The sequence below is a fragment of the Streptomyces bacillaris genome (genome assembly GCF_003268675.1).
Lineage (GTDB): Bacteria > Actinomycetota > Actinomycetes > Streptomycetales > Streptomycetaceae > Streptomyces > Streptomyces bacillaris.
The window spans coordinates 5,463,415-5,489,790 of the sequence record NZ_CP029378.1 but is presented as its reverse complement, the minus strand read 5'-3'; the positions used below and the strand labels follow the sequence as shown (position 1 = coordinate 5,489,790).

The window sequence follows — 26,376 nt, the reverse complement described above, 5'->3', positions numbered from 1 at the left end:
CTAATTACTGATGATTTATTGACGCTCTCCTGACGCCCTCTTGACGCCCTCTTGACCTACCTCGAAGGAACAGGCTCATCGGACACGCAGACACCCTCCTCGCCATGGGCGGCGCCTTCCTGGCCGCTGCCGTCCTCGCCCGCCTCGGCGGCCGCATCGGGCTGCCGACGATCCCCCTGTTCATCCTGGCCGGCATCCTCCTGGGCCCTCACACCCCCGGTTACACGCTGCTCTCCAACCCGCACGACCTGGAGATGCTCTCCGCCCTGGGACTCGTCCTCCTGCTCTTCTACCTGGGGCTCGAGTTCCACCTGGACGACCTCAAGACGGGCGGCCGGAAGATGGCCATCGCGGGCGGGACCTATCTGGTCCTGAACGTGGGCGCCGGTCTGGGCTTCGGTTTCGCGCTCGGCTGGGGTACGTCGGAGGCGCTGGTCCTCGCCGGTGTGCTCGGCATATCCTCGTCCGCCATCGTCACCAAGATCCTGGTCGACCTGAAGCGCATCGGTAACCCGGAGACCCGGCCGATCCTCGGCATCATCGTCGTCGAGGACGTCTTCCTCGCCCTCTACCTCGCCGCCCTCCAGCCGATCCTGTCCGGTGCGGACAGCCTCTCGGCCATGCTCGTCGACGGCGGCAAGGCCTTCGGCTTCCTGCTGCTCCTCGCCCTGGCCGCCCGGTTCGGGACGAAGATCATCGGCAAGCTCATGAACACCAAGGACGACGAGCTGCTGGTCATCTCGTTCCTCGGTGCCGCGGTCTTCGTCGCCGGGATCTCCGAGATGTTCGGCGTGGCCGACGCGATCGGCGCCTTCATGGTCGGCCTGATGCTCGGCTCGACGGCGTCCGGCGAGCGCATCCTGAAGCTGGTCCACCCGCTGCGGGACGCGTTCGGCGCGATCTTCTTCTTCGCCTTCGGCCTCTCCATCGACCCGGGCGACCTGCCCAGCGTCTTCTGGCCGGTGGTGGCGGCCGTCGTCCTGACGCTCGCCATGAACGTGGCCGCCGGTCTCGCGGCCTCCCGCGTCTACGACTTCGGCACGCAGGCCACGGCCAACATCGCCACCACCCTGGTGGCCCGGGGCGAGTTCGCGCTCATCCTGGCCACGATGGCGGCGGCGGCCGGACTGGACAAGCGGCTCTCGCCGTTCATCGCCGGCTATGTGCTGCTGCTCGCCGTTCTCGCTCCCCTCGCCGCCGGACGCTCGCACTGGCTGGCCCGGATCCTGCCGGGCCCGCGCGGCGGCAAGGACGGCGGCGGGGACGGTAGTGGCGGCGGTGGCAAGGACGGCGACAAGGATCAGCAGCAGGTCCCGGTCTCGGTCTGACGGGGGCGACGGGGTGTCCGCGCCCGTCATCCGAGGTGGTGATCGACCGCCGCCGGGTGACGGGCGCCTCGCCGTCGGCACGGCCCGCCCGACCGCCTCCCTCCCAGGTCGAGAGCGGGAGCAGCCTCCTCAGGGCTTGCGCGAGAGCAGCAGGAGCGCCCGGTCGTCGTTGACGTCCTTGGCACAGGCCTCGATCAGATGCCAGGCCGCGCCCTCGAAGCCGGTGGAGACATAGCGGTCGGCCTCGCCGGTCAGCCGGTCGATGCCCTCGGCGATGTCCCGGTCGGACGCCTCCACCAGGCCGTCCGTGAAGAGCATCAGCACGTCCCCCGGCGCCAGCGAGCCCTTGACCGCGTCGAACTCGGCCCCGTCGTAGACCCCGAGCAGCGGGCCCTCCCCGGACTTCTCCTCCCACTGCCCGCTGCCCGAGTGCAGCTGGACGGCGGGCGGGTGGCCGGCCGAGTAGATCTCGTAGTCGCCGGATTCCAGGTCCAGCACCAGGTGGATCGAGGTCGCGAACCCCTCGTCCCAGTCCTGGCGCAGCAGATAGCCGTTGGCGGCGGCGAGGAAGCCGTGCGGCGGCAGCGAGCCGAGCAGCCCGCCGAAGGCGCCGGAGAGCAGCAGGGCCCGGGAGCCCGCGTCCATGCCCTTGCCGGAGACGTCGGTGAGGACGGCCTCCAGGGTCCGGCCGCCGTTGGTGCGCGCCGCGACGACGAAGTCCCCGGAGAAGGACTGGCCGCCGGCCGGGCGCAGGGCCATCTCGCGGTGCCAGCCCTGGGGCAGCCGGGGCAGGGCGCTCTGCACCCGGATGCGTTCGCGCAGGTCGAAGAGCATGGTGCCGCCGCGCCGCCAGGGCACGCCGACCCGGGCCCGGAACTGGGCGAGGACCAGCCCGAAGAACCCGCAGGCGGCGACCACGAGAACGGTGCCCGGGGTGACCCGGGCCGGCCCGTCCGCGTACGGCCCCAGGGTGAGCGCCTCCACGATCAGTGCGGCCGCGGCGGTGGCGTACAGACCGAGCAGGCTGGCCGGGCGCAGGAGCAGGCCGCCCGCGACGATGGGCAGGGCGAGGGCGGCCGGGTCGACCCAGACCGGGCTGGTCATGGTGGCGAAGGTGATGGCCGGAATCGTCAGCAGGAGACCGGCCAGCGCGATCCAGTCGGAGCCGTCGCCCCGGAAGTAGTCCACCCCGGATCTGCGCAGCCCGATGCGGGCCCGGTGCGCCGATCTCCGCCACCGGGCCCAGAAGTCGTCCACTCCTGCGCGACGTGCCATTGCCCGGACCCTATCCACCCGGACGGCTCCGGTGCAGGGGGACCCCGGTGACAAGGCACGCGAAATCGGGTCGTCCACTTCCGCCCGCCCTGGTAGGCATGAGCCATGACTTCCGAACCGCGTGTGCTGCGACCTGCTGAATGGGACCCCTGGTTCTCCTGTCTGGAGCGCGCCTTCGGGGGCGTGGAGAGCGCTCCGGAGTCGCGCGAACTCTGGCAGGAGCTGACCGAGCACGAGAGGTGCGTCGGCCTCTGGGAGGGGGAGACGTGCGTCGGTACGGCGGGGGCGTACAGCTTCCGGCTGACCGTGCCGGGCGGCGCCGCGGTGCCCACGGCGGGGGTGACGATGGTGAGCGTCGCGGGGACGCACCGGCGGCGCGGGCTGCTGCGGTCGATGATGCGGCGCCAGTTGGACGACGTACGGTCCTGGGGCGAGCCGCTCGCCGTGCTGACCGCGTCGGAACCGGCCATCTACGGGCGCTTCGGCTACGGGGCCGCGACCCGCGCCCTGAACCTGGACATCGACACCTCCCGCGTGAGCCTGGAGGTGCCGCCGGGCACGGACGGGGTGCGGGTGCGGTACACGGACCCGGTGGCGGCCCTGCCCGCGTGCGAGGAGGTGTACGGGCGGCTCGCCGCGGAGCGTCCGGGCACGCCGGTGCGGCAGCCGAAGTGGGAGCGGGCCGCAGTGGTCGACGCGGCCCAGGACCGGGCGGGCGCCTCGCCCCTGCAGTGCGTGCTGGCCGAGCGGGACGGCGAGGTGACGGGGTACGCCACCTTCCGGGTGCGGCCCGACTGGGACCGGGCGGGGCCGAAGGGGACGGTGGCGCTGCGGGATCTGGCGGCGCTGGACCCGGCGTCGTACGCGGCGCTGTGGCGGTTCCTCTTCGGCATCGACCTGACGTCGGCTCTGGAGACGGGATCACGTCCGGTGGACGAGCCGCTGATGCATCTGGTCTCGGACGTGCGGCGGTGCGGTGCGCGGGTGCAGGACTCGCTCTACGTACGGCTGGTGGAGGTCGGTGCGGCCCTGGAGGCGCGCGCGTACCGGACGCCGGTGGATGTGGTGCTGGAGGTCGAGGACGCCTTCTGCCCGTGGAACGCGGGGCGCTGGCATCTGGTGGCGGATGCGAAGGGCGGCGCCACGTGCCGGCGTGCGCCGGATCGCGCGCCGGAGCTGGAGCTGTCGGTACGGGAGCTGGGCGCCGCCTATCTGGGCGGGGTGCCGTTCGCCTCGCTGGCGGCGGCCGGGCGGGTGCGCGAGGTGCGGCCGGGGGCACTGGCGGAGGTCTCGTCGGCCTTCTCGTGGCACGTGGAGCCGTGGCTGCCGCACGGATTCTGAGCCGTACGGTGGCTGCCGCCGGGTCCTGAGCCGCACGGAACGGTCTTCCGAGGCGTACGGGACGGTCCCGGGGCGTACGGGACGGTCCCGTACGGCTCGCGGGTGGCGTGAGCGCCGGGGTCCCGTGCCGGGGCCTCAGTCGTCGGCCCGGCCGCCCGGGGTCTGGCAGCGGGGGCACCAGAAGAGGTTGCGGGCGGCGAGGTCCGCCGTCCGGATCTCGGTGGAGCAGATGTGGCAGGGCAGGTTGGCCCGGCGGTAGACGTAGACCTCGCCGCCGTGGTCGTCCTTGCGGGGCGGGCGGCCCATCGCCTCGGGCAGGTGCTCGGGGCGGACGGTGTCGATCCGGTTGTTCCGTACGCCCTCGTGCATCAGCTCCACCAGGTCCGCCCAGATGAGGTCCCACTCGGCGCGGGTGAGGTCCTTGCCGGTGCGGTACGGGTCGATGCCGTGGCGGAAGAGGACCTCGGCCCGGTAGACGTTGCCGACGCCCGCGATGACCTTCTGGTCCATCAGGAGGGCGGCGACGGTGGTCCGGCTGCGGGAGATCCGCTGCCAGGCGCGCTCCCCGTCCTCGTCGCCGCGGAGCGGGTCGGGGCCCAGGCGCTCGTGTATCGCGCGCTTCTCGGGCTCGGTGATCAGGGCGCAGGTGGTGGGGCCGCGCAGATCGGCGTAGTGGTCCGCGTTGACCAGCCGGAGGCGGACCGTGTCGGTGGGCGGTGGCACCGGGGCCGTACCGAAACCGAGCTTGCCGAAGAGGCCGAGGTGGATGTGGACCCAGCCGGTGGAGCCGAAGCCCAGGAAGAGGTGCTTGCCGTGGGCGTCGGTGGTCGTGAGGGTGTGCCCGTCGAGCAGGGCCGCGCTGTCGGAGAACTTCCCCTGCGGGCTGCTCACCCGGACCGGACCGCCCACGAACCGCTCGGCGTGGTCCTGGGCGAGGCGGTGGATCGTGTGTCCCTCGGGCACGGCGGGCTGCTCCCTGTGGAGGTACGGGGGTGGGGCGGACAGGCTGGAGAGTACGGCGGTGGCGTACGGGCCGGGGTACGGCGGCGGGCATGGCCGTGCCGCCGGGCGTGGGCCCGGCGGCACGGGAGGCGTCAGCCCTGCTGCGGGTGGTGGGCCGGGATCGGGGGAAGCTCGCCGGTGGTCTCGTACGCCGAGAGCATCTCGATGCGGCGCGTGTGGCGCTCCTCGTTCGAGTACGGCGTGGAGAGGAAGATCTCGACGAACTTGGTCGACTCCTCCAGCGTGTGCATCCGCCCGCCGATCGCGACGACGTTGGCGTTGTTGTGCTCACGGCCGAGGGCGGCGGTCTGCTCGCTCCAGGCCAGTGCGGCGCGGACGCCCTTGACCTTGTTGGCGGCGATCTGCTCCCCGTTGCCGGAGCCGCCGATCACGATCCCGAGGCTGTCTGGGTCGGCAGCCGTCCTCTCGGCGGCACGGAGGCAGAACGGCGGGTAGTCGTCCTGGGCGTCGTAGATGTGGGGACCGCAGTCGACGGCCTCGTGGCCGTGGGCCCCGAGCCACTCGACGAGGTGGTTCTTGAGTTCGTAACCGGCATGGTCGGATCCGAGGTACACGCGCATGGTGCGAAGTGTGGCACGAACTTCGCGGGGCAGCCGTCAGTGGGGTCATGGCCTCCCGCTCATGGCGTTGTGACCAGGCTCACTTGAGCAATGATCAGGCAAATGATCCGGAGGAGGGGGTTCCTCTTCCGCCGTTTTCCGGGCTTGAATGCGTGGCCTTGCCCTGACTTCCGCACCCCTCGCGGATCCGCACCACCCTCCGCGGAGCAGGGCGGGCACCCTCATGCACGGAAACGTAAGGACTCCCCCCATGACGTCGCAGACGACGCTGGCGCGGCCGGGCCACGAGCCCGGCGAGCCGGACCGGCCGGACTCGTCGGACGGGCTTCAGGCAGGACTGAAGAACCGCCACCTCTCGATGATCGCGATCGGCGGTGTGATCGGTGCCGGGCTCTTCGTGGGCTCCAGTGCGGGCATCGCGGCGGCCGGTCCGGCGATCCTCATCTCGTACGCGATGGTCGGCCTGATGGTCGTCCTGGTGATGCGGATGCTCGGCGAGATGGCCGCGGCCCGCCCCAGCTCCGGCTCATTCTCCGCCTACGCCGACCAGGCGCTGGGCCGTTGGGCCGGTTTCTCCATCGGCTGGCTCTACTGGTTCTTCTGGGTCGTCGTGCTCGCCGTGGAGGCCACGGCCGGCGCCAAGATCCTGGAGAGCTGGATCCCGGGCGTCCCGCAGTGGGCGTGGGCGCTGATCGTGATGGTCGTGCTGACCGCCACGAACCTGGTCTCGGTGGGCAGTTACGGCGAGTTCGAGTTCTGGTTCGCCGGGATCAAGGTCGTGGCGATCGCCGCGTTCGTGGTGGTCGGCCTGCTCGCCGTCTTCGGGCTGCTGCCCGGCTCGGACAACCCCGGCTCGGGGCTCGCGCACCTCACGGACTCCGGCGGGTTCTTCCCCGAGGGGCCGGGGGCCATCCTCACCGGTGTGCTGATGGTGGTCTTCTCGTTCATGGGCAGCGAGATCGTGACCCTGGCGGCCGGTGAGTCGGCGGACCCGCAGCGGGCCGTGTCGAAGGCCACCAACAGCGTGATCTGGCGGATCGCCGTCTTCTACCTCGGCTCGATCTTCGTCGTGCTGACGCTGCTGCCGTGGAACGACCCGTCGATCCTGGAGAAGGGCAGCTATGTGGCCGCCCTGGACTCGATCGGCATCCCGCACGCCGGTCAGGTGATGGACTTCATCGTGCTGACGGCCGTGCTCTCCTGTCTCAACTCCGGCCTGTACACCGCGTCCCGGATGGCGTTCTCGCTCGGTGAGCGGGGCGACGCGCCGAAGTCCTTCGCCAAGGTCAACCAGCGGGGCGTGCCGCAGGCGGCGATCCTGTCCTCGGTCGTCTTCGGCTTCGTGGCGGTGTTCTTCAACTACCAGTGGCCCGACACGGTCTTCCAGTTCCTGCTGAACTCCTCGGGCGCGGTGGCGCTCTTCGTCTGGCTGGTCATCTGCTTCACCCAGCTGCGGATGCGCGCGATCATCCTGCGCGAGTCGCCGGGCAAGCTCGTCGTCCGGATGTGGCTCTTCCCGTATCTGACCTGGGCGACGATCGCGATGATCTCCTTCGTCCTGGTCTACATGCTGACCGACGACACCGCCCGCGAGCAGGTCGTGCTCTCGCTGCTGGTGGCCGGGCTGGTGGTGGGCATCTCGCTGGTGCGCGAGGTGCGGAGCCGTAAGGCGTCCGCCAGCGTGTGACGTACGTACGTGAAGGGGCCCGCCGGACCGTCATGGTCCGGCGGGCCCCTTCATGGCCTTCAGCCTCAGTCGCGGCGGCCGAGCAGCTTCCAGGCGGCGGGCAGCGCGCCCATCGCCAGGGCCGCCTTGAGGGCGTCGCCGATCAGGAACGGGGTGAGCCCGGCCGCGACGGCGGCGCTCAGGGACATGCCGGTGGCGAGGGCCAGGTAGGGCACGCCGACGGCGTAGATGACCGCGGAGCCGACCGCCATTGTGCCCGCCGTGCGCAGCACCGAGCGGTCACCGCCCCGGCGGGCGAGGGCGCCGACGACGGTGGCGGCGAGCAGCATGCCGAGGATGTAGCCGAGGGACGGCATCGCGTAGCCCGAGGTGCCCTCCGCGAACCACGGCATGCCGGCCATGCCGACGACCGCGTACACCGCGAGGGAGAGGAAGCCCCGGCGGGCGCCGAGCGAGGTGCCGATGAGCAGCGCGGCGAAGGTCTGACCGGTGACGGGGACCGGGGAGCCGGGGACCGGGACGGCGATCTGGGCCGCGAGGCCGGTGAGGGCGGCGCCGCCCAGGACGAGGGCCGCGTCGACGGCGTAACGGTGCCGGGCGGCGGGCAGCAGGTCGGCGAGGACCGCTCCGGAGCGGACGGGGGCGGCAGCAGTGCTCATCGGGACTCCGCGGGTGAGGGCAGACGGGTGGGGAGGGACTGCTGCCGACGTTAGCCCAGCGGTGAACGGTCGATCACCATCAGCCGCCCACAAAGCGGCGGTTGACGCGTTGGTGGGGTTCACACAAAGGCCGCCGCACAATCACTTCCCGGCGTGACGCTCGTCACGGAGGTGAGGCGCGAGGTGGCCCGTTTTGCCGGGAAGGGCCTCGGGGGCCCAGACTGTAGGTTCCCCATAAACGGCAGGCTCCCCATCAGCGGCCTGAGAATGATCCGAGAGTGACCCGCACCCCATGCACGAGGCTCCGCCCACCGCGCCCGCCGCTCCCCCGGCCGTCTCCGAGCCGCTCGCCCCCGGGCTGAAGCAGCGTCATCTCACGATGCTCGGGCTGGGCGGGGTGATCGGGGCCGGGCTGTTCGTGGGGTCGGGTGCCGGGATCGCCGTGGCCGGGCCCGCCATCGTCGTCTCGTATCTGATCGCGGGCGCGCTGGCGATGCTGGTGATGCGGATGCTGGGCGAGATGTCCGCCGCGATGCCCGCCTCCGGCTCCTTCTCCGTGCACGCGGAGCGGGCGCTCGGGCGGTGGGCCGGGTTCAGTGTCGGCTGGCTGTACTGGTTCCTGCTGGTGGTGGTCCTCGCCGTGGAGGCGACGGCCGCCGCGCAGATCGCCCACGGGTGGGTTCCGGCGGTCGAACCGTGGGCGTGGGTGCTGCTGTTCATGGTGGTGTTCACCGCCGCCAACCTGACGGCGGTGAAGAACTTCGGTGAGTTCGAGTTCTGGTTCGCCTCTTTGAAGGTCGGCGCGATCGTGCTCTTCCTGGGGCTGGGGGTGCTGGCGGTCCTCGGGTGGCTGCCGGACACCGACCCGGTCGGGATGACCAATCTGACCGGGCAGGGCGGCTTCCTGCCCAACGGCTGGGGCGGGGTGGTCGCCGGGGTGCTGACCGTGGTCTTCGCCTTCGGCGGCCTGGAGGTCGTCACCATCGCCGCCGCCGAGACGGCCGACCCGGCCCGTGCGGTGGGGCGGGCGGTGCGCAGCGCGGTGGTGCGCATCCTCTTCTTCTACGTCGGTTCGATGCTGGTCATCGTGACCGTGCTGCCGTGGACCGCCCAGCAGGCCGGGCTGAGCCCGTATGTGAAGGTGCTGGACGCGATCGGGGTGCCCTCGGCCGGGCAGATCATGAACATCGTGGTGTTCGTGGCGCTGCTCTCCGCCCTCAACGCCAATCTGTACGGCTCCTCCCGGATGGTGTTCTCGCTGGCCGAGCGCGGGGAGGCGCCGCGCGGGCTGCTGAAGGTGTCGGGCGGCCCCTCGGAGCAGGAGGGCGGCTCCCGGGGGCAGGCGGGCGGGGTGCCCCGGCGGGCGGTGCTGGCGTCGGTGGCCTTCGGCTTCGTCTCCGTACTGCTCAATCTGCTCTGGCCGGACACCGTGTTCCTCTACATGCTCAACTCGGTCGGCGCGGTGCTGCTGTTCGTCTGGGCGCTGATCGCCGCCTCCCAACTGCGGCTGCGCGCCCGGCTGGAGCGGGAGGCCCCGCAGGCGCTGGAGCTGCGGATGTGGTGCTTCCCGTATCTGACCTGGCTGACGCTGGCCGGGCTGCTGGGGGTGCTGCTGCTGATGCTGACGGACGACGGCGCGCGGCCGCAGGTGCTGTGGTCGGCGGGGGCGACGGCGCTGGTGGTGCTGGTGGCGGTGGTCCGTCAACGGCGGGAGCGGCAGGAGCGCGAGAGGTCCGGGCGCGAGAGGTCCGGTTCTACCCACCGGTAGGCGCGTGTGCACCTTGTGTGAGCCTCGTGCCCGTATAGCGGACACCCGTTCCGTGTGAGCGGTGCGGATGCTCAGACTGTGGGTTCGCCCCTCGTCTCGGCTACCGAACAGAGCTTGTCCATGTCTCGGACCTCCGTGTCTCCCCCCACCGCTGACTCCGCAGCCGCCTCCGGAGCCTCGACGGACTCCGCGCTCACCCACGGTCTCAAACAGCGCCACCTCTCGATGATCGCCCTCGGCGGGGTGATCGGCGCCGGGCTCTTCGTGGGCTCCGGGGCCGGGATCGCCGCCGCCGGGCCCTCGATCATCGTGGCGTACATGCTCTCCGGGCTGCTCGTCATGCTGGTGATGCGCATGCTCGGCGAGATGTCGGCCGCCAACCCGGCCTCGGGCTCCTTCTCCGTGCACGCCGAGCGGGCGATCGGCCCGTGGGCCGGGTTCACGGCGGGCTGGTCCTTCTGGTTCCTGCTCTGCGTCGCCGTCGGCCTGGAGGGGATCGGTGCCGCGCAGATCGTCAGCGGCTGGCTGCCGGGGACGCCTGAGTGGGCGTGGGTCGCCCTGTTCATGGTGATCTTCCTGGGCACCAACCTGGCCGCCGTGAAGAACTTCGGTGAATTCGAGTTCTGGTTCGCCGCGCTGAAGGTCATCGCGATCACCCTGTTCCTGGTGCTCGGCCTGCTGGCGATCCTCGGGGTCCTGCCCGACACGGACGCGCCCGGCCTGGCCAACCTCACCGGCGACGGCGGCTTCCTGCCCAAGGGCATGGACGGCTTCATCATCGGACTGCTCGCCTCCGTCTTCGCGTACGGCGGTCTGGAGACGGTCACCATCGCCGCCGCCGAGTCCGAGAACCCGGTGCAGGGCGTGGCGAAGGCGGTCCGTACGGCGATGTGGCGCATCGCGGTCTTCTACATCGGCTCGATGGCGGTCATCGTCACCCTGGTCCCCTGGGACAACCCGAAGGTCGCCGAGGTCGGCCCCTTCTACGCGATGCTCGACCACCTCGGTGTGGGCAGCGCCGCGCAGATCATGAACGTGGTCATCCTCATCGCCCTGCTCTCCGCGATGAACGCCAACATCTACGGCGCCTCGCGGATGGCGCGCTCCCTGGTCGCCCGGGGTCAGGGGCCGGCCGTGCTCGGCCGGATCTCCTCCGGGGTGCCGCGCAACGCGGTGCTGTTCTCCTCGGTCTTCGGCTTCCTGTGCGTGCTGCTGAGCTACTGGCGGCCGGACGACGTCTTCCCCTGGCTGCTGAACATGATCGGCGCCGTGATCCTGGTGGTGTGGATCTTCATCGCCGTCTCGCAGCTGGTCCTGCGCCGCCGAACCGAGCACGAGGCGCCCGAGAAGCTGGTCGTACGGATGTGGCTCTTCCCGGTCCTGACCGTCGTGGCGCTCGCGGGCATGGCGGGCATCTTCCTGCTGATGCTGCGCCAGCCGGACACCCGTGACCAGTTGCTGGCCACGGGTGCGCTGACGCTGGTGCTGATCGCGATCGGTCTCGTACGTCAGCGGGGCAAGGGCAACGCCGAGGCCTCCGACGGCTCCGACGGCTCCGGGGCCTCGATCCCCGCACAGCGGAAGTAGCCGGTCCGGGCGGCGGCCCGGGGCGCGGCGGTCAGAGCAGCAGCACCGCCGCGCCCCACAGCACCGACAGGGCGACCAGCGGCGGTCCGACCGGCATGCCCTGCCGGGCCGCCGGCGCCTCCTCGGCGGGCCGCAGCTCCGGACCGAGCTGGAGGGCCCGCAGTTCCTCGGCGGCGCGCTCGGCGTACGGCTCGCGGCCCAGGCGGCGTTCCAGCCACGCCCAGCCGGTGGGCGACAACTCGACGTTGTCGGACCCCTTGCCCGTACCGATGCGGATGCCGTCCTCGGAGTGGCGTACGGCGGTGATCGCGTCCCACTCGATCCGCCGCACCCGCCATGCCCCGGTGACCCACAGTCCGTCGCGGTCGGCGGTGATCCGCCAGGTGAGGGCCGTCGCGACGGCGGTCATCAGCCACGGCAGCCCGATGACCAGCCAGAGCCAGGTCCAGGAGAACCCGTCGTCGAGCATGGCCCACATACCGCCGCCCTGGACGAGGAGCAGGCCGACGCCCACGGCGCGCGAGAGACCGTGCGCCTTCCACACCCGCAGGCCGTCCGTGGGGGTCATGGAGGCGGCGATCTCCTCGACGGACCGCCGCGGGCTCTTCCGCCCGGTGCCCTCCGCCGGGCTCTTCGACCGGCTCCGCAGCAGCTTCGGGCCGGCCGGCTTCACGGCGGTGACGCTGCACTCCACCAGCACATCGGGCGTCTCCTCGTCGGGGCGTGCGGCGAGGGCGACCTCGGCACCGGTGCAGGGGGCGCCGTACAGGACGGCCTCGCGCAGCGGCGGCGGAGGGTCCTCGCCGTTGAGGATCTGCCGGAACTTGGTGAGGTCGACGGCGTCCGCGTCGACGCCCTCGGCCCCTTCCTCGTCCTCGTCCTCGTCCTCGAAGGCGGCCATCGAGTGGAAGTGCAGGACGGGCCGGAGGGCCTCCGGGTCGTCGGCCGCGTACACCCAGGTACGGCCGTCCTCGTGGTCCTCGCGCACCAGCACCTTCAGCACCGGCAGGGGCCCGCGCCGCAGTCGTACCGAACGCGTCCGCCCGTCCACGCCGTTGGCGAAGAACGCCAGCCCGCCGACGAGACCGCCGAGGACCAGCAGCTCCCAGCCGAAGGCGTCGTACGGCTCCGCGACCAGCGCCACCCAGTCGCCGTCCACGACGAGATCGACGGTGCTGCCCTCGGGGAAGTCCTCGGGAAAGGCCGTCTCGATGCGGTGGGTACGCCCGTCGGCCTCCACCTTCACGAAGTCGGCGTCCTCGTCGCCCCGGTCCAGGGCCACGACCTGGCCCGACAGCTTCGTGGCGCGCGCGGCCCGCTCCTCGTACGCGTCCGCGACCCGCTGGGCCTGCCAGTAGCCGAACCCGGCGACGGCCAGCAGCAGGGCGGCAAGCCCGAAGGAGAACCGGCCCCGGCGGAACGTCCGCGCGGCCCCGGGCAGCGGCTGCCGGACCTCCCCGGCCGCCTCCAGGGCCAGCGCCCGCTGCCGCGCGGCGAGGGCCAGCCGGTGGACGAGCCCGGCGGCGGCGAAGGCGGCGGCCACGGGGTGGGCGAGCGCGTACGGCTCCCCGAACGACTCGGTGAACCCGCCGTCCTCCGCGAACCCGACCAGCCCCGCCGCCAGCCCCGCGAGGGCGAGCCGGGGCTGCCGCCACACCCAGTACAGGGTCAGCACCAGTACGACGGCCATCAGGAGCCCCGGCCAGTCGGTGCCGCACGGCGCGGCGGAGGTGCAGGCGGCGGCGGGCGACCCCTCCAGGTACCAGACCCCCGCGGCGACGAGCGCGAGGACCGCCCAGAGCGGGTGCGCCCAGCGAGCCGGCACGGCGGCCAGCCACCGCTGGGTGTCGGGGGTCCGCCAGTCGGCGGTGCCGGGGGGTATGTGCTCGGCGGGGAGGGGCAGAGGAGCTTTGTTCACCCGCGCATTATGACCAGATGTGAGGTGATGGCCTGGGGTCCGGGTCCCCGGCGGTTCCCGCTTCCGCGGGGGAACGAACGGGCCGGGCGCGCGGCCCGGCCCGTGGGAGATGGTCAGCGTGTGGCGCGCCTGTGCTGGGAGATGCTCAGCGCGTGGCGCGGCTGCTCTGGGGGATGGTCAGCGCATGGCGCACCCGCTCTGAGGCGGTGTTCAGCGCATGGTGCGCCCGCTCTGGGAAGGTGTTCAGCGGGTGGTGCGCCTGCTCGTCGTCGCCTTCTTGGTGGCGGTCGTCTTCTTGGCCGCCGTCTTCTTGGCCGTGGCCTTCCTGGCAGGGGCGGGCAGCGCCGTCTTCTTCGCCGGGGTCCGTCCGGCGGCCGCGCGCTTCGGGGACGCGGCCGCGGCCGCCGCCTCCTCGGTGTCGGCGCCGGCGGTCGACAGCCTGCCGGAGCTGCTCTCCAGGTGCGCGCGGACGAACCACTGGAACTGCTCCAGGCCGCGCAGGTGCTCGATGAGCAGGTCCTCGGTGACGGGGTCGATCCCGCCGACCTTCTCGACCGCCGCGCGGTGGTCCTCGATGATCCCCGTGTAGACCAGGTCCAGGGCGCCGAGGTGGGCGATGGCGTCGGCGCGGCCCACGCTGTAGTCGTCCCAGGTGCGCTCCTTGACCAGGGCGCCCGGCGTGCCCTGCGGCTCGCCGCCGAGGGCGGAGATCCGCTCGGCGGCGGCGTCGGCCATGTCCCGTACGGCGGCGGTCTGCGGGTCGAGCATCTCGTGGACGGCGATGAAGTGCGGGCCGACCACGTTCCAGTGGATGTGCTTGAGCGTCAGGGCGAGGTCGTTGAGCGCGTGCAGGCGCAGCGTCAGGAGGTCGATGACCTGACGGCCCTCGTCGACGCCGAGACCGGGGACGGTGTAGCGGGGGGTGCGTGCGGGGGACATGGGACTCCTGTTCCTGTGTTCTGGTGATGTGCCGATGGGTGGTTGAGGTGGTGGTGGACCGGCCGGTATCTCCGTTGGGGCCACCGCTGCGGGGCGCGGGCGGGCCGACGCGTCTCCGGTGCGGCGACCGCTGGGGGCGCGGACCGGCCGATACCTCCGGTGCGGTCACCGCTGCGGGACGCGGACCGGCCCGTGTCGCCGGTTCCGCGACCGCTGGGGGCGGCGGCTAGCCGGCGTCGGCGGTGCCGCCCTCGGTCGGGGTGGCGCCGGGGCGCTCGCCGCCGGGGCGGACCGGGCCCGCCGCCGCGCGGATGCTCGCCAGGGCGGCGTCGGCCACCGCGCGCGGGGTGATGCCGAACTCCTCGTACAGCCGCTGGTAGTCGGCCGACGCGCCGAAGTGCTCCAGGCTGACCGTGCGGCCCGCGTCGCCCACGACGTCCCGCCACCCCTGGGCGACGGCGGCCTCGACGCTGACCCGGGCCCGTACGCCGGGGGGCAGCACCTCGTCCTGGTACGCGTACGGCTGGTCGGCGAACCACTCGCGGCAGGGCATCGAGACGACCCGCGCGTCATGGCCCTCGGCGGCGAGCATCTCCCGGGCCTCCAGGGCGATGTGGACCTCGGAGCCGGTGCCGATGAGGACGACGTCGGGCGTGGCGCCGCGGCTGTCGGCGAGGACGTACCCGCCCCGGGCGGCGCCGGACGCGGGGGCGCACGCGCCTTCGCCCGCGCCCCGTTCCAGGACGGGCAGCGGCTGGCGGGTCAGGGCGAGGCCGGCGGGCCGGTCGTGGTGCTCCAGGACGGTGCGCCAGCAGACGGAGGTCTCGTTGGCGTCGGCGGGCCGTACGACGTCGAGGCCGGGGATCGCGCGGAGTGCGGCCAGTTGCTCGACGGGCTGGTGGGTGGGGCCGTCCTCGCCGAGGCCGATGGAGTCGTGGGTCCAGACGTAGGTGACCGGGAGCTTCATCAGGGCGGCGAGGCGGACGGCCGGGCGCATGTAGTCGCTGAAGATCAGGAACGTACCGCCGTAGGGCCGGGTGAGGCTCTGGAGCGCGATGCCGTTGAGGATCGCGCCCATGGCGTGCTCGCGGATGCCGAAGTGGAGCGTGCGGCCGTAGGGGTTGCCGGGGAACTCCCCGGTCTGCTTCCCCTCCGGTACGAAGGACGGCTCGCCCTCCATGGTGGTGTTGTTGCTCCCCGCGAGGTCGGCCGACCCGCCCCACAGCTCGGGCAGCACGGGGGCCAGCGCGGTGAGCACGTCGCCGGAGGCCTTGCGGGTGGCGATGCCCTTGGGGTCGGCGTCGAAGACGGGGAGGCTGTCGGTCCACCCGTCGGGGAGCCGCTGCTCCCGCAGCCGGTCCAGGAGCGCGGCGCGCTCGGGGTGGGCGGCGCGCCACTCCTCGTAACGGGGCTGCCAGGCGCGGTGGGCCTCGGCGCCCCGTTCCCGTACCGCACGGGCGTGTTCGAGTACGTCGTCCTCGACGGTGAAGTCGGCGTCCGGGTCGAAGCCGAGCAGCTTCTTGGTGGCGGCCACTTCGTCACCGCCGAGGGCCGAGCCGTGGGCCTTGCCGGTGTTCTGCTTGGTGGGGGCGGGCCAGCCGATGATCGTGCGGAGCAGGATCAGGGAGGGGCGGCCGGTCTCGTTCTTCGCGGCCTCGACGGCGGCGTGGAGGGCGTCGACGTCCTCCACGTAGTCGCCGGTGCGGGTGAAGTCGACCGTCTGGACGTGCCAGCCGTACGCGGAGTAGCGGGCGGTCACGTCCTCGCTGAAGGCGATGTCGGTGTCGTCCTCGATGGAGATGTGGTTGGAGTCGTAGAAGACGACGAGGTTGCCCAGTTCCTGGTGTCCGGCGAGCGAACTGGCCTCGGAGGTGACGCCTTCCATGAGGTCGCCGTCGGAGGCGACGACGTACACATGGTGGTCGAAGGGGCTGGTGCCGGCGGGCGCGTCGGGGTCGAGCAGCCCGCGCTCCCGGCGGCCCGCCATGGCCATGCCGACGGCGGAGGCGAGCCCCTGGCCGAGCGGTCCGGTGGTGATCTCGACGCCCCGGGTGTGGCGGTACTCGGGGTGGCCGGGGGTGATCGACCCCCAGGTGCGCAGCGCCTTCAGGTCGTCCAGCTCCATCCCGTACCCGCTCAGGTAGAGCTGGATGTAGAGGGTGAGGCTGGAGTGGCCGCAGGAGAGCACGAAGCGGTCGCGCCCGAGCCACTGGTCGTCGGCCGGGTCGTGCCGCATGACCTGCTGGAAGAGCAGATACGCCAGCGGGGCCAGGCTCATCGCGGTGCCGGGGTGGCCGTGGCCCGCCTTCTGCACGGCGTCGGCGGCGAGCAGCCGCACGGTGTCGACGGCCCGGACGTCGAGCGGCCCCCAGCCCGCCGCGTCCGCGACCGGCAGGGCGAGCTTCGGGTCGCGGGTGCGGTCCGGGCCGCCGCCCGGGGCGGCGGGGGCATCCGTGGCCTCGGGGGCATCGGGGGCATTGCGGGGTGCCATCAAGTCCTCCTGATCGGTGGGGCGGTCAGCGGCGAGCGGCGCGCCTGCGGACCCCGGCTCCGCGACGCCCGGCCGCTTGGCCGGGTCCCCCGGAACGACGGGTCCAAACCTGCGATGGCGTACGCAGCACGACAGAAGGAGCAAATCACCCCTGCGGGACAAAGGGCGGAAGACCTGCGGGAGGACCTGCGGGAGGAGAAATCCTGCGGAGCAAGACCCGGAGGAGCGGGCCGCCGGTCCTAGGCCGAAGGGCTGATCACTTCGGGAACCTTCCTGCTGTTAGCCTGCTCCTGCATATAGGTTGCAATAACAACTGGACGGCATTCCCAGCAGTCGGAGGGCTCGCATCATGGCCACGTACACGCTCCCGGAACTCCCGTACGACTACGCGGCGCTCGAACCGGTCATCAACCCGCAGATCATCGAGCTGCACCACGACAAGCACCACGCCGCCTACGTCAAGGGTGCGAACGACACCCTGGAGCAGCTGGAAGAGGCCCGCAACAAGGAGGCCTGGGGAGCCATCAACGGCCTCCAGAAGAACCTCGCGTTCCACCTCTCCGGCCACATCCTGCACTCGATCTACTGGCACAACATGACCGGTGACGGCGGCGGCGAGCCCCTCGCGGCGGACGGCGTGGGCGACCTCGCGGACGCGATCACCGAGTCCTTCGGCTCCTTCGCGGGCTTCAAGGCCCAGCTGACGAAGGCCTCCGCCACCACGCAGGGCTCCGGCTGGGGCGTGCTCGCCTACGAGCCGCTCAGCGACAGGCTGATCGTCGAGCAGGTCTACGACCACCAGGGCAACGTGGGCCAGGGCTCGGTCCCGATCCTGGTCTTCGACGCCTGGGAGCACGCCTTCTACCTGCAGTACAAGAACCAGAAGGTGGACTTCATCGAGGCCATGTGGCAGGTCGTCAACTGGCAGGACGTGGCGAAGCGTTACGCGGCGGCCAAGGAGCGCACGGACGTTCTGCTGCTCGCCCCCTGACCTCCGCGCCCGGCTCCACCGCAGCCATCGGCACAGCCACAGCACGTCCTGCCTCGTGATCGTCTTCTCAACCTTCACCCGGCAGGCGGATGGACGGAGAACCCCCGCGAGGACGTGACTCGCGGGGGTTTTCCCATGTCCGGCGAGCGTTTGGCTTTTTAGCTCTTTAGCTTATGTGCTAAATATAGGGCCATGGAATCCCCCTCTGCCGCTCCCGACGACGAGGCGAGCGCCTTCCGGGCCCTGGCCGACCCCACCCGCCGTCAGATCCTGGAGGATCTGCGCGGCGGCGAGCTGGCCGCCGGGGAGATCGCGAGCCGGTTCTCGATCAGCGCCCCGTCCATCTCGCGCCATCTGGGCGTCCTCAAGGGGGCCGGGCTCGTCACCGAGCGCCGCGACGCCAACCGCATCCTCTACTCGCTCGCGGAGGAACGTCTCGCCATGTGCGTGGGCCGCTTCCTGAGCGCCGTGTGCCCCGAACAGATCGTGCTCCGGCACACGAAGTGGCGCTCCGCGCCGGAAGGCGACGCCTCATGATCCGCCCCAGGCTCTCCAGCACCATCGAACGCCGCCTCTTGGTGAACTACCGGGTGGACCCGCACATCGCGGCGGCCCTGCTGCCCGCGCCGCTCCGCCCCCACCTGGTGCGCGGCCAGGCGGTGGCGGGGATCTGCCTGCTCCGGATCGGCGGGGTCCGCCCCGCCTGGGCCCCGGCGGGGACCGGCCTGACCAGCGAGAACGCGGCGCACCGGATCTCCGTCGAGTGGGACGGCCCGGACGGTGTGGAGCGCGGCGTCTACATCCCGCGCCGCGACACCGCCTCCCGCCTCAACGCCTTCGCGGGCGGCCGGATCTACCCGGGCGAGCACGGCCGGGCGGACTTCACGGTGCGGGAGGAGGCCGACGCGGTACGGGTGGCCTTCGCGACCCGGGACGGCGAGGTGGAGGTGGACGCGACGGTGGAGGACGCCGGGGAACTGCGCGGCAGCGAGCTGTTCACGGACCTGGCGGAGGCGTCGGAGTTCTTCCGCCTGGGCAGCCGGGGCCTCTCCCCCGCCGCCGGGGGCGGCCACCTGGACGTCCTCGAACTGTCCACGCCCGCCTGGAAGGTGACGGCGGGCCGCCCCCGTACCGTACGCTCCTCGTTCTTCGAGGACCTGGACCGCTTCCCGCCCGGCAGCGCGGTGCTGGACAGCGCGCTGGTGATGCGGGGCGTGGCGGCCCGGTGGACGCAGGGGGCGCCGTTGCGGGTGGGGGCGCGTACGGAGGCGGGGGCGAGGGCGGCTTAAAGCACTACGACTGCCGGGCCCCCGCCGCCCCCGGGGCACACCGGGCCGGAAACAGGACGGCGGGCGGGGCGAGTTCGTCCGGGAGTACGCCGGGTAGGCGCAGGCTGGCGTCGGGGTGGCCGTCCTCGGGCGGATAGTGGAGCACGGCCTGTACGAGGGGTGCGGCGCGGCCGGGGCGGTGAAGCTCCGCCGCCACCGACATACCGCCGCCCGGCCAACGCCCCGCGAGAGCACCGAAGGCCAGGGCCCCGTCACCCTCGGCCACGGCCTCCTCGACGTCGAACCGCCAGTGCCCGTCCGCGTCCGCGAGCAGCCGTCCGCCCTCGGGCCCCGAGGCAGCGAGAAACCCGGCAGCGCCCCGGACCCGGTCCGCGAGGGCGCAGCAGATCGGGACGGCTTCGGCGTAGGAGGTCGCCACCCGCGTGGAGGCGTCGTGGGTGGCGAACACCAGGGCGTCGCCGAGCAGCCCCAGGGCGGTCGCCCGGGCCGCCGGGTGCCCGTGCCGGACGATGGCGAGGAGCAGCGGGGCCGCGGTGACGGCGGCGGGGAAGACCTCACCGCTGTGGTCGTGCACGAGCCCGCCACCGGCCAGGAGGGAGCCGGCGTCGGCGGCCTGGACGAGTCCCGTCGCCGTGGCGAGGGCACGCAGTCCGACGGCGACGCGGTCGGGCTCGTAGCGGAGGGCGGGGCCCGGCAGCGCGCCCCAGTCCACGGCGTCGATCGCGTTCAACACGGGGGCATCGTCCCATCCCGGGCCGGCCCGCCCCGCCCCGGCCCGGCTCGGGATGGAGCGGCGCGGCCCGGAGCGGCGCGATCCTGCCCCGCCCTGCCCGGCCCGGCCCGGCCCGGCCGGAAAATACCCGCGGTTCACGGACCCCGAGTGCCACGATGGCCTCCGCACTTTCACCCTCCGCCCTCCATCCTCCGCCTGCGATCACGGAAAGCCGGTCCATGAGCCTCGGTCCCACCCCCGTCCCAGCCGACCCCACCGCCCTGCACCCGATGCCCGGCCAGCCCCGGGTGGTACAGCTGAAGCCACTGGTCACCTCGGGGCTGATCGAGGCCGGGGAGTACTCGTACTACGACGACCCCGAGCACGCCACGGAGTTCGAGACCCGGAACGTGCTCTACCACTACGGGCCGGAGCGCCTGGTGATCGGCAAGTTCTGCGCGCTGGGGACGGGGGTGCGGTTCATCATGAACGGCGCCAACCACCGTATGGACGGCCCGTCCACGTTCCCGTTCCCGACACTCGGCGGCTCCTGGGCCGACCACTTCGACCTGCTGACCGGGCTGCCCAACCGGGGCGACACGGTCATCGGCAACGACGTCTGGATCGGCTACGAGGCGGTCATCATGCCGGGCGTCCGCATCGGCCACGGCGCGATCATCAGCTCCCGGTCCGTGGTCGTCTCGGACGTCCCGGACTACGGCATCGTCGGTGGCAACCCGGCCCGCCTGATCCGCACCCGCTACGAGGAGGCGGACATCGCACGCCTGCTGGCGGTGGCCTGGTGGGACTGGCCGGCGGACCACCTGACGCGCCACATCCGTACGGTGATGTCGGGCACGGTGGCGGAACTGGAGGCGGCGGCTCCAGGAGCACCCCCGAAGAGCTGAAACACATGGCGCCCCAGCCCTCGCCTCCCCCTTCTCTTGCCCGACCTATCGAAAATCGATAGATTCCCATCGCATCTCGATAGGAGGATGAGTCATGGGGAAGCTGACAGTACGCGCGCTGCGCATCGTGCTCGCGGTGGTGCTCACCGGCACCGTGTTCGTCCAGGCGCTGATGGTGTGGGCGCTGGTCAGCGGGAACGACCCGGAGGACGGTTCGCTCCCGCTGACCCCGCTGCGCCTGATCACGATCCTGGGCATCGGGACGGCCCAGGTCGCCCTGGTCTGCGTATGGCGGCTGGTGACGATGGTGCGGCGCGGAACCGTGTTCTCGCACGCCGCCTTCCGGTACGTGGACCTCATCATCGGCGCGATCGTCGCGGCCGCTCTCGTGTGGTTCGCGGTCACGGCCCTGAACGCGCCCGGCCAGCGGGACGACCCGGGCGTCACCCTCATCATGGGCGGGGTCGGCGTGGCCATCCTGGGGGTCGCGCTCATCGTGCTCGTACTGCGGACTCTGCTCACCCAGGCCGTCGCCCGCGACGTCGAAGCGACGCAGTTGCAGGCCGAGTTGGACGAGGTCATCTGATGCCGATCGTCGTCGGCATCGACGTGATGCCGACCCGGCGGAAGATGTCCGTGGGCGAACTCGCGGACCGCGTGGGGATCACGCCCGCCAACCTGGCGGTCCTCAAGAACGGCCGCGCCAAAGCGGTGCGCTTCGCGACGCTCGCCGCCCTCTGCGAGGTGCTCGACTGCCGGCCGGGCGACCTCCTCCGCTGGGAGGCCGAGGACGAGGAAACCGCGAACAGCCGGACCTCGCCCGCCGACGCGTCGTCATCGATCCCGCCGGCCTGACCGACTGCGCCGAATCCCCGCCTTCGGGGCCACTTCGGTGTCGCCTCAGGCGGAAACCTCAGGACAATGCCACCGACGGGCATCGATACTGCTTGCCGGCCGCGTCGACGAACGACTGGAGCATCGCACGGGCTACGCCGTCGGCAGGGTCGAGATCGTAGTACTCATCGCTCCACCGCATGCTGAAGTAGACGTTCTTGCTGTCACACGTGAGCACAGCAGCGTTTCTGGACCAGTCGACTTTGGCCTCGGAGCCAGGGATCTCCTTGAATCCATCGTCATGGAGAAGCGCTTCATCGACGACATGCGCCCCCGGGGCGGCGGAGAACCATACTTTGGCGCCGGCACTCCCTGAAAGCTCCAATCCACAGGACCAGGTTCCCGGCATACTTCCGGTCGTCTGCTCCTTTCCTGCCGTTGCCTCGCCCTTGACCAGTGCGTTCTGGGGGAGCTTGAAACCGGGGAGCCGGCAGACCGCAGCCGCATCGGTGGTGGACAAACCGCTGGGGTTCTGGATCTCGGGAGCTTCGGTCGAAGCGCCGGCACCGCACCCCGCATCGTCGGCAATCCGCTGGGCAGCCCTGACCAGCATCTTCGCCAATGCGGCCCGATCGGCAGTCCCTTGGTTCATCACCGCCTCGACAACGGTGACTTCACCCGTCTCCGGAAGCTGCCTGCGGGCAGGGTAGACGGTGCCTATCTTGTCCCTGCACGAATCGGGCAGCAGGACCCAACCCCGCTCGTCGGACACAGCCCCTGTGCTGCCCTTCGAGAAATAGGACATAGCCGAAGGATTCTTCCAGACATGGGTCTGGAACTGGAAATCAGGCTTGTGTACGGCGGTGGTCAACGTGACTTCCATGGGTTCCGCACCCAGGAACTTACTCTCGCGCTTCACCCCACACGCAACCTCGGGAAGCTTGCTTCCTGTTGACCAGACGGTCGACAGGCGCCCCTGAGTACCCAGCACGGAACCCATGTCTGCGGAGTTCACAGCACCGTCACAGAATTCCGTTTCACCGAACAGATTCGTGTTCCACCAGGAAAACAACCCTGCGCACGCCGCCATGACCGCGACTCCGGCGACAGCGACCCCGGCGTTCCTCTTACGCGAAGACATCGGCAGACTTCCCTCCTTGACCTTTCAGAGGATCGACGAACGCTCTCCTCATCAGCTTCGGCTCCTCAGCGCCTGGAAAACCGTCGAGCGAGCACCGTCGTAACTCTGCCGCGCCTCGTTCTGAATTTTTCCCAAAGTTTCGTCGCCGACGAGCTTCCGCTCGTTGTTCCAGTTCTTCAACATCTCATCGAGAGCATCATGGGCCGCGTCGTTCCGGCTTGCCAATTTTTCCTTGGCCAGCAGCCCGTTCTCGGCCTGCACCGCAGAGAGCCAGTCATTGAGTCCGATGTCGACGGTTCGCTGAGCTATGTCGCCGATCACTGGAATCCCGGTGATCGCACCACCCAGAGCGTGGTAACCGTAGAACCTGGTGTTCGTAGCGTCTGAATTCTCCTGGTCCCGGACATCGAGATCCAGGTCCCCACCGATCGCGGTGATCGCTCCGAAAACCTCTCCGACCCTCTGCGCGCGGTTCTCCTCGGAATCGCGCGCAGAGAAGTCTCCTGTCGCGAGCTGTTCTCCCATGTATCCCAATTGGGCTTGGGCGATCAGGTCGAAATTCTTCGACTGCTCCGAGTCCCCCGGAACCTCTGATACCCCTCGCATCATGCGGAGGAGGCTGCTCCGGCTGTTCTGGATCTGCGATTCGTCGCTGCTCCCGAACGCCTTCCCCTCGCCGCTCCTTCCCCCATGGCCTTCGCCTGCGATGATGTCGACCACGTCGGGCGAGTACGTGGCGAAGGCGCGGGCCAGCGGGTCGCGCATGTTGGCATAGCCTTCGCTCGCAAGGATCTCGTCGGCTCGGCCCAGACGTTTCTGGTCCCCCTCTTTGCCTTCGGGGTTGCCGTAGTCGATCAGGTTGATCGTGTCATGCATGATGCGGGCCTGGGCTTCCGTGTGACGCCCGAGTTCTGCCCCCGGACTGCCCGGCGGTCGCCCTGTCGTCGCCGATTCCAGCAGGGATCCAAGTCCCTTGCGGACATCGGCGTCCTCTTCCGGGGTGCCCCTCTCGACACGGCTCGTCTCGGCCTTGGCACCCCACTCCGAGGACTCCGGAACGATGCCTTTCCAGTCGCGGTCCTTCAGGAGGTACTCCAGCTTGGTGTCCTCCCTCCTGTCGCCCGGGTCGAGGAACTTGGTCGCCTCGTCCGGGTGGTGGCTGAGCATGCCAAGAGCGCTGTCCAGGGGGTCGTTGACGAACCAGGGGGAGTTCTCCTGGTCATACATCTGGTTGATGTCCCAGACATCACCCTTGCTGCCCTTCTCGACGTCGTAGATGTCGTTCGCCAGACCACTGAGGAACTTACTGTCGAAGCCGGCCGGATCACCGGCGCTGACCAGGCCCATGACGGCCTGATAGCCGCGGACCTTCCCCTCGGAACCCTTGGCGGGCACCCCGCTTCCCCGCGGGCCCTCGAACTCCTTTGTGCCTACGGTCTTGATTTCATCGCGCCACTTCGTGGCGAACTCAGAGTCCTTGGTGGCGTGGGCCAGAGTGTCGGCGAATCCGTTCTTGATGCCGAGGTATGCGGCCTTGTTACCCTTGTCGTCGAGATACGCGAGAGCATCCAGCTTGGTTGACAACTTCACCGTGCCAGTGGCGCCCAGGCTGTTGAGGAATGTCTGGCTGAACACCCGATCGTCGAGGCCGGGACGCGCGTTGTCCCGGAAAGCACGCTGGAGTTCTGCCAGGTCAGCCGCCGAGACTTTCTCACCGCTGTTGATCCTGGTGGCGATCTCCTTCGCGTTCTCGGCCTCGTACTCCTCGACATCCATCTTGGCCTTGTGGTTGAAGCCGTTGAGGGTGCCATCCGTGACATCGGTGTCGATAGTGACGGCGTCAAGGGCAATTTTGACGCCACGGTCGGCGTCATCGAGGGCTGAAACCGCCTTGCGGATGTGTTGGGTCCACGACTGCTCGGTGGCATGCAGGTCCGGGTCGTGGCGGATGGCGTCGGCCTCCTGGGCACTGACTCTGGAGAAGTCGAAGCTGGCGATGCCCCGCTCGGAGACCTTCATCCCGGCCTTGACAGCATCAGCTCGTGCTGACTCGACCATCTTCTTCAGGGCGACGAACTGGGTGTACGCGTCCCGCAGAAGCGCGGCTATCGCCTTCGCTTCCTTCTGAGCTCCCTGAAGCTCCCTGAGTGTCACATTAAAACGTTCATTGGCTGCCGCCGCGCTGAGACCCATCCATGATTCGTTCACGGTGACTCCGTGGACGTCCCGCTTGTACTGACCTTCAAGCTTCTTGAACTCACCCGCCATCGCCTCCCACTTGCCGGCAGCAGCAGTGAGCTTGGACAGGTCCGTCTGCATGACTTCGTAGTAAGTAGGCACAGTCCCCCCGGAATCGGTCAGAAATAGTCGATGGTGGACTTGGACCGAATGTTTCTAGCGATACCGATATCGTCGCTCCGCAGATCAACGGCCGTCTTCAACAACCCGTTCTGCTCGTAGAGCAAACGATCCCTCAGCGCCTTGACCTGCTTCTCCCACGTCGCATGCGCCTTCTTCAAACCAGCAGCGGTGTCCCACCCCTCGCCGTCTCTGGCGCCGAACTCCTTCACCGCCGTTGCTGTGCTCTCTTCAGCATCATTGCCATGGTCTTTGACACCGGGCACCAGATCGTTGCGAATCGCGTCACCCGCCGCCCTCTTACGAGCGGGGCTCGAGGCCAGATCCGGTGCGCCACCCCCTCCACCACCAGGGGTGAGCTGATTCAGCTGTATGGACGTGGGCTCACGCTCACGCACTCCGGCCTTGATCTCCTGCCATTCCCGGTCCCAAGACATCGTCGCGCCCTCCCGTTGCGGCTGTCGTGTGCTGTGAGGCTGCGTAAGCCCGAAGCCCCGGCCCCGGCGCGGCGGCCGGCCAGTGGCGGGTGGCGTCGAGTGCCCTCGGCAGATCGTCGCCCCCCTCATTGAAGGCGTTCATCCTTTCGCGCTTCGATCGCCAGAGCATTCCGCAGATTCACCGCGTACCGGCTGTCGCCCGAATTCCCCGTGCCCACCGACCTCGCCGACCCGTCTCCCCCGCGCGCACAGCGCTCCTCCTCATACAGCCAACGCCCGAACAGTCATTCTAGGCTGAGCAGTAGAGGGAGATTCAGAGGAGCAACGGAACGAGGACGGAACCTGCATCTGAGCCGCTTTCGGTGGCGCGACTCCGGTGTCGCGAGTCCCTGAGGAGCCAGGCACCCCGGCCCGGCTACCCCGCCGCCCCGCCCCCGCGCGGCAGCGCCGCCAGCAGCAGGTGCAGCTCTGTCTCCACCGTGTCGGCGTCGACCTCGTCCGGGCGGGTGAGGAAGACCGAGCGGGCCACCGTGGTGCCGACCAGGACCAGGGTCAGGACGTCCAGGTGGGCGGCGCCGAGGGGGGCGGGCAGTTCGCCGCGGGTGACCGCCTGGGCGATGAGGGTTTCCAACTGGCCGCGGACCACCGCGTAGACGTCGTCGTGGAGGATGCGGCGCAGTTCCTCGTCGTGCGGGGCCTGGCCCATCAGGGAGAGGAGGGCGGGGCCGGTGGCGTTCTCCAGGATGCGGCGCTTGGAGGAGAGCAGTTCGCGGAGGTCGCCCTCCAGGGAGCCGGTGTCGATGCCGCCGAGCTCGTCCAGGGCGATGTGCCGGGCGACGGCTCCGGCGAGGGCCTGCTTGGAGGGCCAGCGGCGGTAGAGGGAGGCCGTGGAGGCGCCGGCGCGGCGGGCGACCGCCGTGGTGGTGAATGCGGCCCAGCCCGATTCGTTCAGGACCTCGATCGCCGCGTCGAGCAGCGCCGCGTCCACGCGCGGGTCCTTCGGCCGGCCCTTCGGCGGTTCGGTGTCGCCCTGTGCTGTCATACCCGGATTCTCTCGCGCTGGTGTGTCACCCCCGCCTCCGCTACCGTAAACGAAAAGCATCCGTTTCGTATTGAGGTACGGTGGTTCC

23 protein-coding genes are annotated in these 26,376 nt (G+C 70.5%); 11 read left to right on the top strand and 12 right to left on the bottom strand.

Annotation, left to right across the window (positions count from 1 at the left end):
- Positions 1-104 precede the first annotated feature (104 nt).
- On the top strand, positions 105-1,328 hold the full coding sequence (locus DJ476_RS23785) for a cation:proton antiporter (RefSeq protein WP_112491528.1): 1,224 nt from the start codon (positions 105-107) through the stop codon (positions 1,326-1,328).
- Between the two features lie 129 nt (positions 1,329-1,457).
- On the opposite strand, the gene DJ476_RS23780 is transcribed toward DJ476_RS23785, so the two are convergent.
- Positions 1,458-2,603, bottom strand: a complete 1,146-nt coding sequence (locus DJ476_RS23780; RefSeq protein ID WP_026237374.1) for a PP2C family protein-serine/threonine phosphatase — start codon at positions 2,601-2,603, stop codon at positions 1,458-1,460.
- 105 nt (positions 2,604-2,708) lie between these two features.
- Between DJ476_RS23780 and DJ476_RS23775 the strand changes: the two genes are divergently transcribed.
- Entirely contained in the window at positions 2,709-3,944 is a 1,236-nt protein-coding gene (locus DJ476_RS23775; protein WP_112491527.1) for a GNAT family N-acetyltransferase, read from the top strand.
- Positions 3,945-4,079: 135 nt separating this feature from the next.
- Here DJ476_RS23775 and DJ476_RS23770 read toward each other — a convergent pair whose 3' ends face one another.
- Entirely contained in the window at positions 4,080-4,907 is an 828-nt protein-coding gene (locus DJ476_RS23770) for an Fpg/Nei family DNA glycosylase (RefSeq protein WP_112491526.1), read from the bottom strand.
- Positions 4,908-5,038: 131 nt separating this feature from the next.
- Positions 5,039-5,527, bottom strand: a complete 489-nt coding sequence (locus tag DJ476_RS23765; RefSeq protein ID WP_019762555.1) for a ribose-5-phosphate isomerase — start codon at positions 5,525-5,527, stop codon at positions 5,039-5,041.
- 250 nt (positions 5,528-5,777) lie between these two features.
- On the opposite strand from DJ476_RS23765, the gene DJ476_RS23760 reads away from it, so the two are divergent.
- On the top strand, positions 5,778-7,214 hold the full coding sequence (locus DJ476_RS23760) for an amino acid permease (protein ID WP_103418167.1): 1,437 nt from the start codon (positions 5,778-5,780) through the stop codon (positions 7,212-7,214).
- A gap of 65 nt (positions 7,215-7,279) precedes the next feature.
- On the opposite strand, the gene DJ476_RS23755 is transcribed toward DJ476_RS23760, so the two are convergent.
- Positions 7,280-7,873 (bottom strand): biotin transporter BioY, encoded by a 594-nt coding sequence (locus DJ476_RS23755; protein WP_018487178.1) that lies wholly within the window; start codon positions 7,871-7,873, stop codon positions 7,280-7,282.
- Between the two features lie 292 nt (positions 7,874-8,165).
- On the opposite strand from DJ476_RS23755, the gene DJ476_RS23750 reads away from it, so the two are divergent.
- Together DJ476_RS23750 and DJ476_RS23745 are read left to right on the top strand one after the other, a co-directional pair.
- The gene (locus tag DJ476_RS23750) at positions 8,166-9,641 is read left to right on the top strand and encodes an amino acid permease (RefSeq protein ID WP_112491525.1); all 1,476 of its coding nucleotides are present in this window, start codon (positions 8,166-8,168) and stop codon (positions 9,639-9,641) included.
- 120 nt (positions 9,642-9,761) lie between these two features.
- A complete protein-coding gene (locus tag DJ476_RS23745; RefSeq protein ID WP_112491524.1) occupies positions 9,762-11,228 on the top strand; it encodes an amino acid permease in 1,467 nt (488 codons plus the stop codon).
- A gap of 31 nt (positions 11,229-11,259) precedes the next feature.
- On the opposite strand, the gene DJ476_RS23740 is transcribed toward DJ476_RS23745, so the two are convergent.
- The 3 genes from DJ476_RS23740 to tkt form a co-directional block, all read right to left on the bottom strand.
- Complete coding sequence (locus tag DJ476_RS23740; protein ID WP_112491523.1) at positions 11,260-13,146, bottom strand: hypothetical protein; 1,887 nt, start codon at positions 13,144-13,146, stop codon at positions 11,260-11,262.
- Positions 13,147-13,389: 243 nt separating this feature from the next.
- Positions 13,390-14,085, bottom strand: coding sequence for a Dps family protein (locus DJ476_RS23735; protein WP_103418163.1), 696 nt, complete (start codon positions 14,083-14,085; stop codon positions 13,390-13,392).
- Between the two features lie 226 nt (positions 14,086-14,311).
- Positions 14,312-16,576, bottom strand: coding sequence for a transketolase (gene tkt, locus DJ476_RS23730; protein WP_112491522.1), 2,265 nt, complete (start codon positions 16,574-16,576; stop codon positions 14,312-14,314).
- Positions 16,577-16,925: 349 nt separating this feature from the next.
- Between tkt and DJ476_RS23725 the strand changes: the two genes are divergently transcribed.
- From DJ476_RS23725 to DJ476_RS23715, 3 genes are all read left to right on the top strand, one after another.
- Positions 16,926-17,567 (top strand): superoxide dismutase, encoded by a 642-nt coding sequence (locus DJ476_RS23725; RefSeq protein WP_112491521.1) that lies wholly within the window; start codon positions 16,926-16,928, stop codon positions 17,565-17,567.
- Positions 17,568-17,759: 192 nt separating this feature from the next.
- Complete coding sequence (locus tag DJ476_RS23720; RefSeq protein ID WP_053561269.1) at positions 17,760-18,104, top strand: metalloregulator ArsR/SmtB family transcription factor; 345 nt, start codon at positions 17,760-17,762, stop codon at positions 18,102-18,104.
- Positions 18,101-18,856 (top strand): DUF2071 domain-containing protein, encoded by a 756-nt coding sequence (locus DJ476_RS23715; RefSeq protein ID WP_103418161.1) that lies wholly within the window; start codon positions 18,101-18,103, stop codon positions 18,854-18,856. The genes DJ476_RS23720 and DJ476_RS23715 overlap by 4 nt, the downstream gene beginning before the upstream one ends.
- Before the next feature lie 4 nt (positions 18,857-18,860).
- Here DJ476_RS23715 and DJ476_RS23710 read toward each other — a convergent pair whose 3' ends face one another.
- Positions 18,861-19,589 carry a hypothetical protein gene (locus DJ476_RS23710; protein WP_208853527.1) on the bottom strand — a complete coding sequence of 243 codons (729 nt, stop codon included), beginning with the start codon at positions 19,587-19,589 and terminating at the stop codon, positions 18,861-18,863.
- 218 nt (positions 19,590-19,807) lie between these two features.
- Between DJ476_RS23710 and DJ476_RS23705 the strand changes: the two genes are divergently transcribed.
- The 3 genes from DJ476_RS23705 (at position 19,808) to DJ476_RS23695 (ending at position 21,331) form a co-directional block, all read left to right on the top strand.
- Entirely contained in the window at positions 19,808-20,476 is a 669-nt protein-coding gene (locus tag DJ476_RS23705) for a CatB-related O-acetyltransferase (protein WP_103418159.1), read from the top strand.
- A gap of 94 nt (positions 20,477-20,570) precedes the next feature.
- Entirely contained in the window at positions 20,571-21,062 is a 492-nt protein-coding gene (locus DJ476_RS23700) for a DUF2975 domain-containing protein (RefSeq protein WP_103418158.1), read from the top strand.
- A complete protein-coding gene (locus DJ476_RS23695) occupies positions 21,062-21,331 on the top strand; it encodes a helix-turn-helix domain-containing protein (protein ID WP_112491520.1) in 270 nt (89 codons plus the stop codon). The genes DJ476_RS23700 and DJ476_RS23695 overlap by 1 nt, the downstream gene beginning before the upstream one ends.
- Before the next feature lie 58 nt (positions 21,332-21,389).
- Here the strand turns inward: DJ476_RS23695 and DJ476_RS23690 are convergent, their stop codons facing one another.
- From DJ476_RS23690 to DJ476_RS23675, 4 genes are all read right to left on the bottom strand, one after another.
- Entirely contained in the window at positions 21,390-22,451 is a 1,062-nt protein-coding gene (locus tag DJ476_RS23690) for a hypothetical protein (protein ID WP_162638786.1), read from the bottom strand.
- A gap of 51 nt (positions 22,452-22,502) precedes the next feature.
- Positions 22,503-24,770 (bottom strand): hypothetical protein, encoded by a 2,268-nt coding sequence (locus DJ476_RS23685; protein WP_112491518.1) that lies wholly within the window; start codon positions 24,768-24,770, stop codon positions 22,503-22,505.
- 38 nt (positions 24,771-24,808) lie between these two features.
- Positions 24,809-25,246 carry a hypothetical protein gene (locus tag DJ476_RS23680; protein WP_103418154.1) on the bottom strand — a complete coding sequence of 146 codons (438 nt, stop codon included), beginning with the start codon at positions 25,244-25,246 and terminating at the stop codon, positions 24,809-24,811.
- Between the two features lie 415 nt (positions 25,247-25,661).
- Complete coding sequence (locus DJ476_RS23675) at positions 25,662-26,288, bottom strand: TetR/AcrR family transcriptional regulator (RefSeq protein ID WP_162638784.1); 627 nt, start codon at positions 26,286-26,288, stop codon at positions 25,662-25,664.
- Positions 26,289-26,376 lie beyond the last annotated feature (88 nt).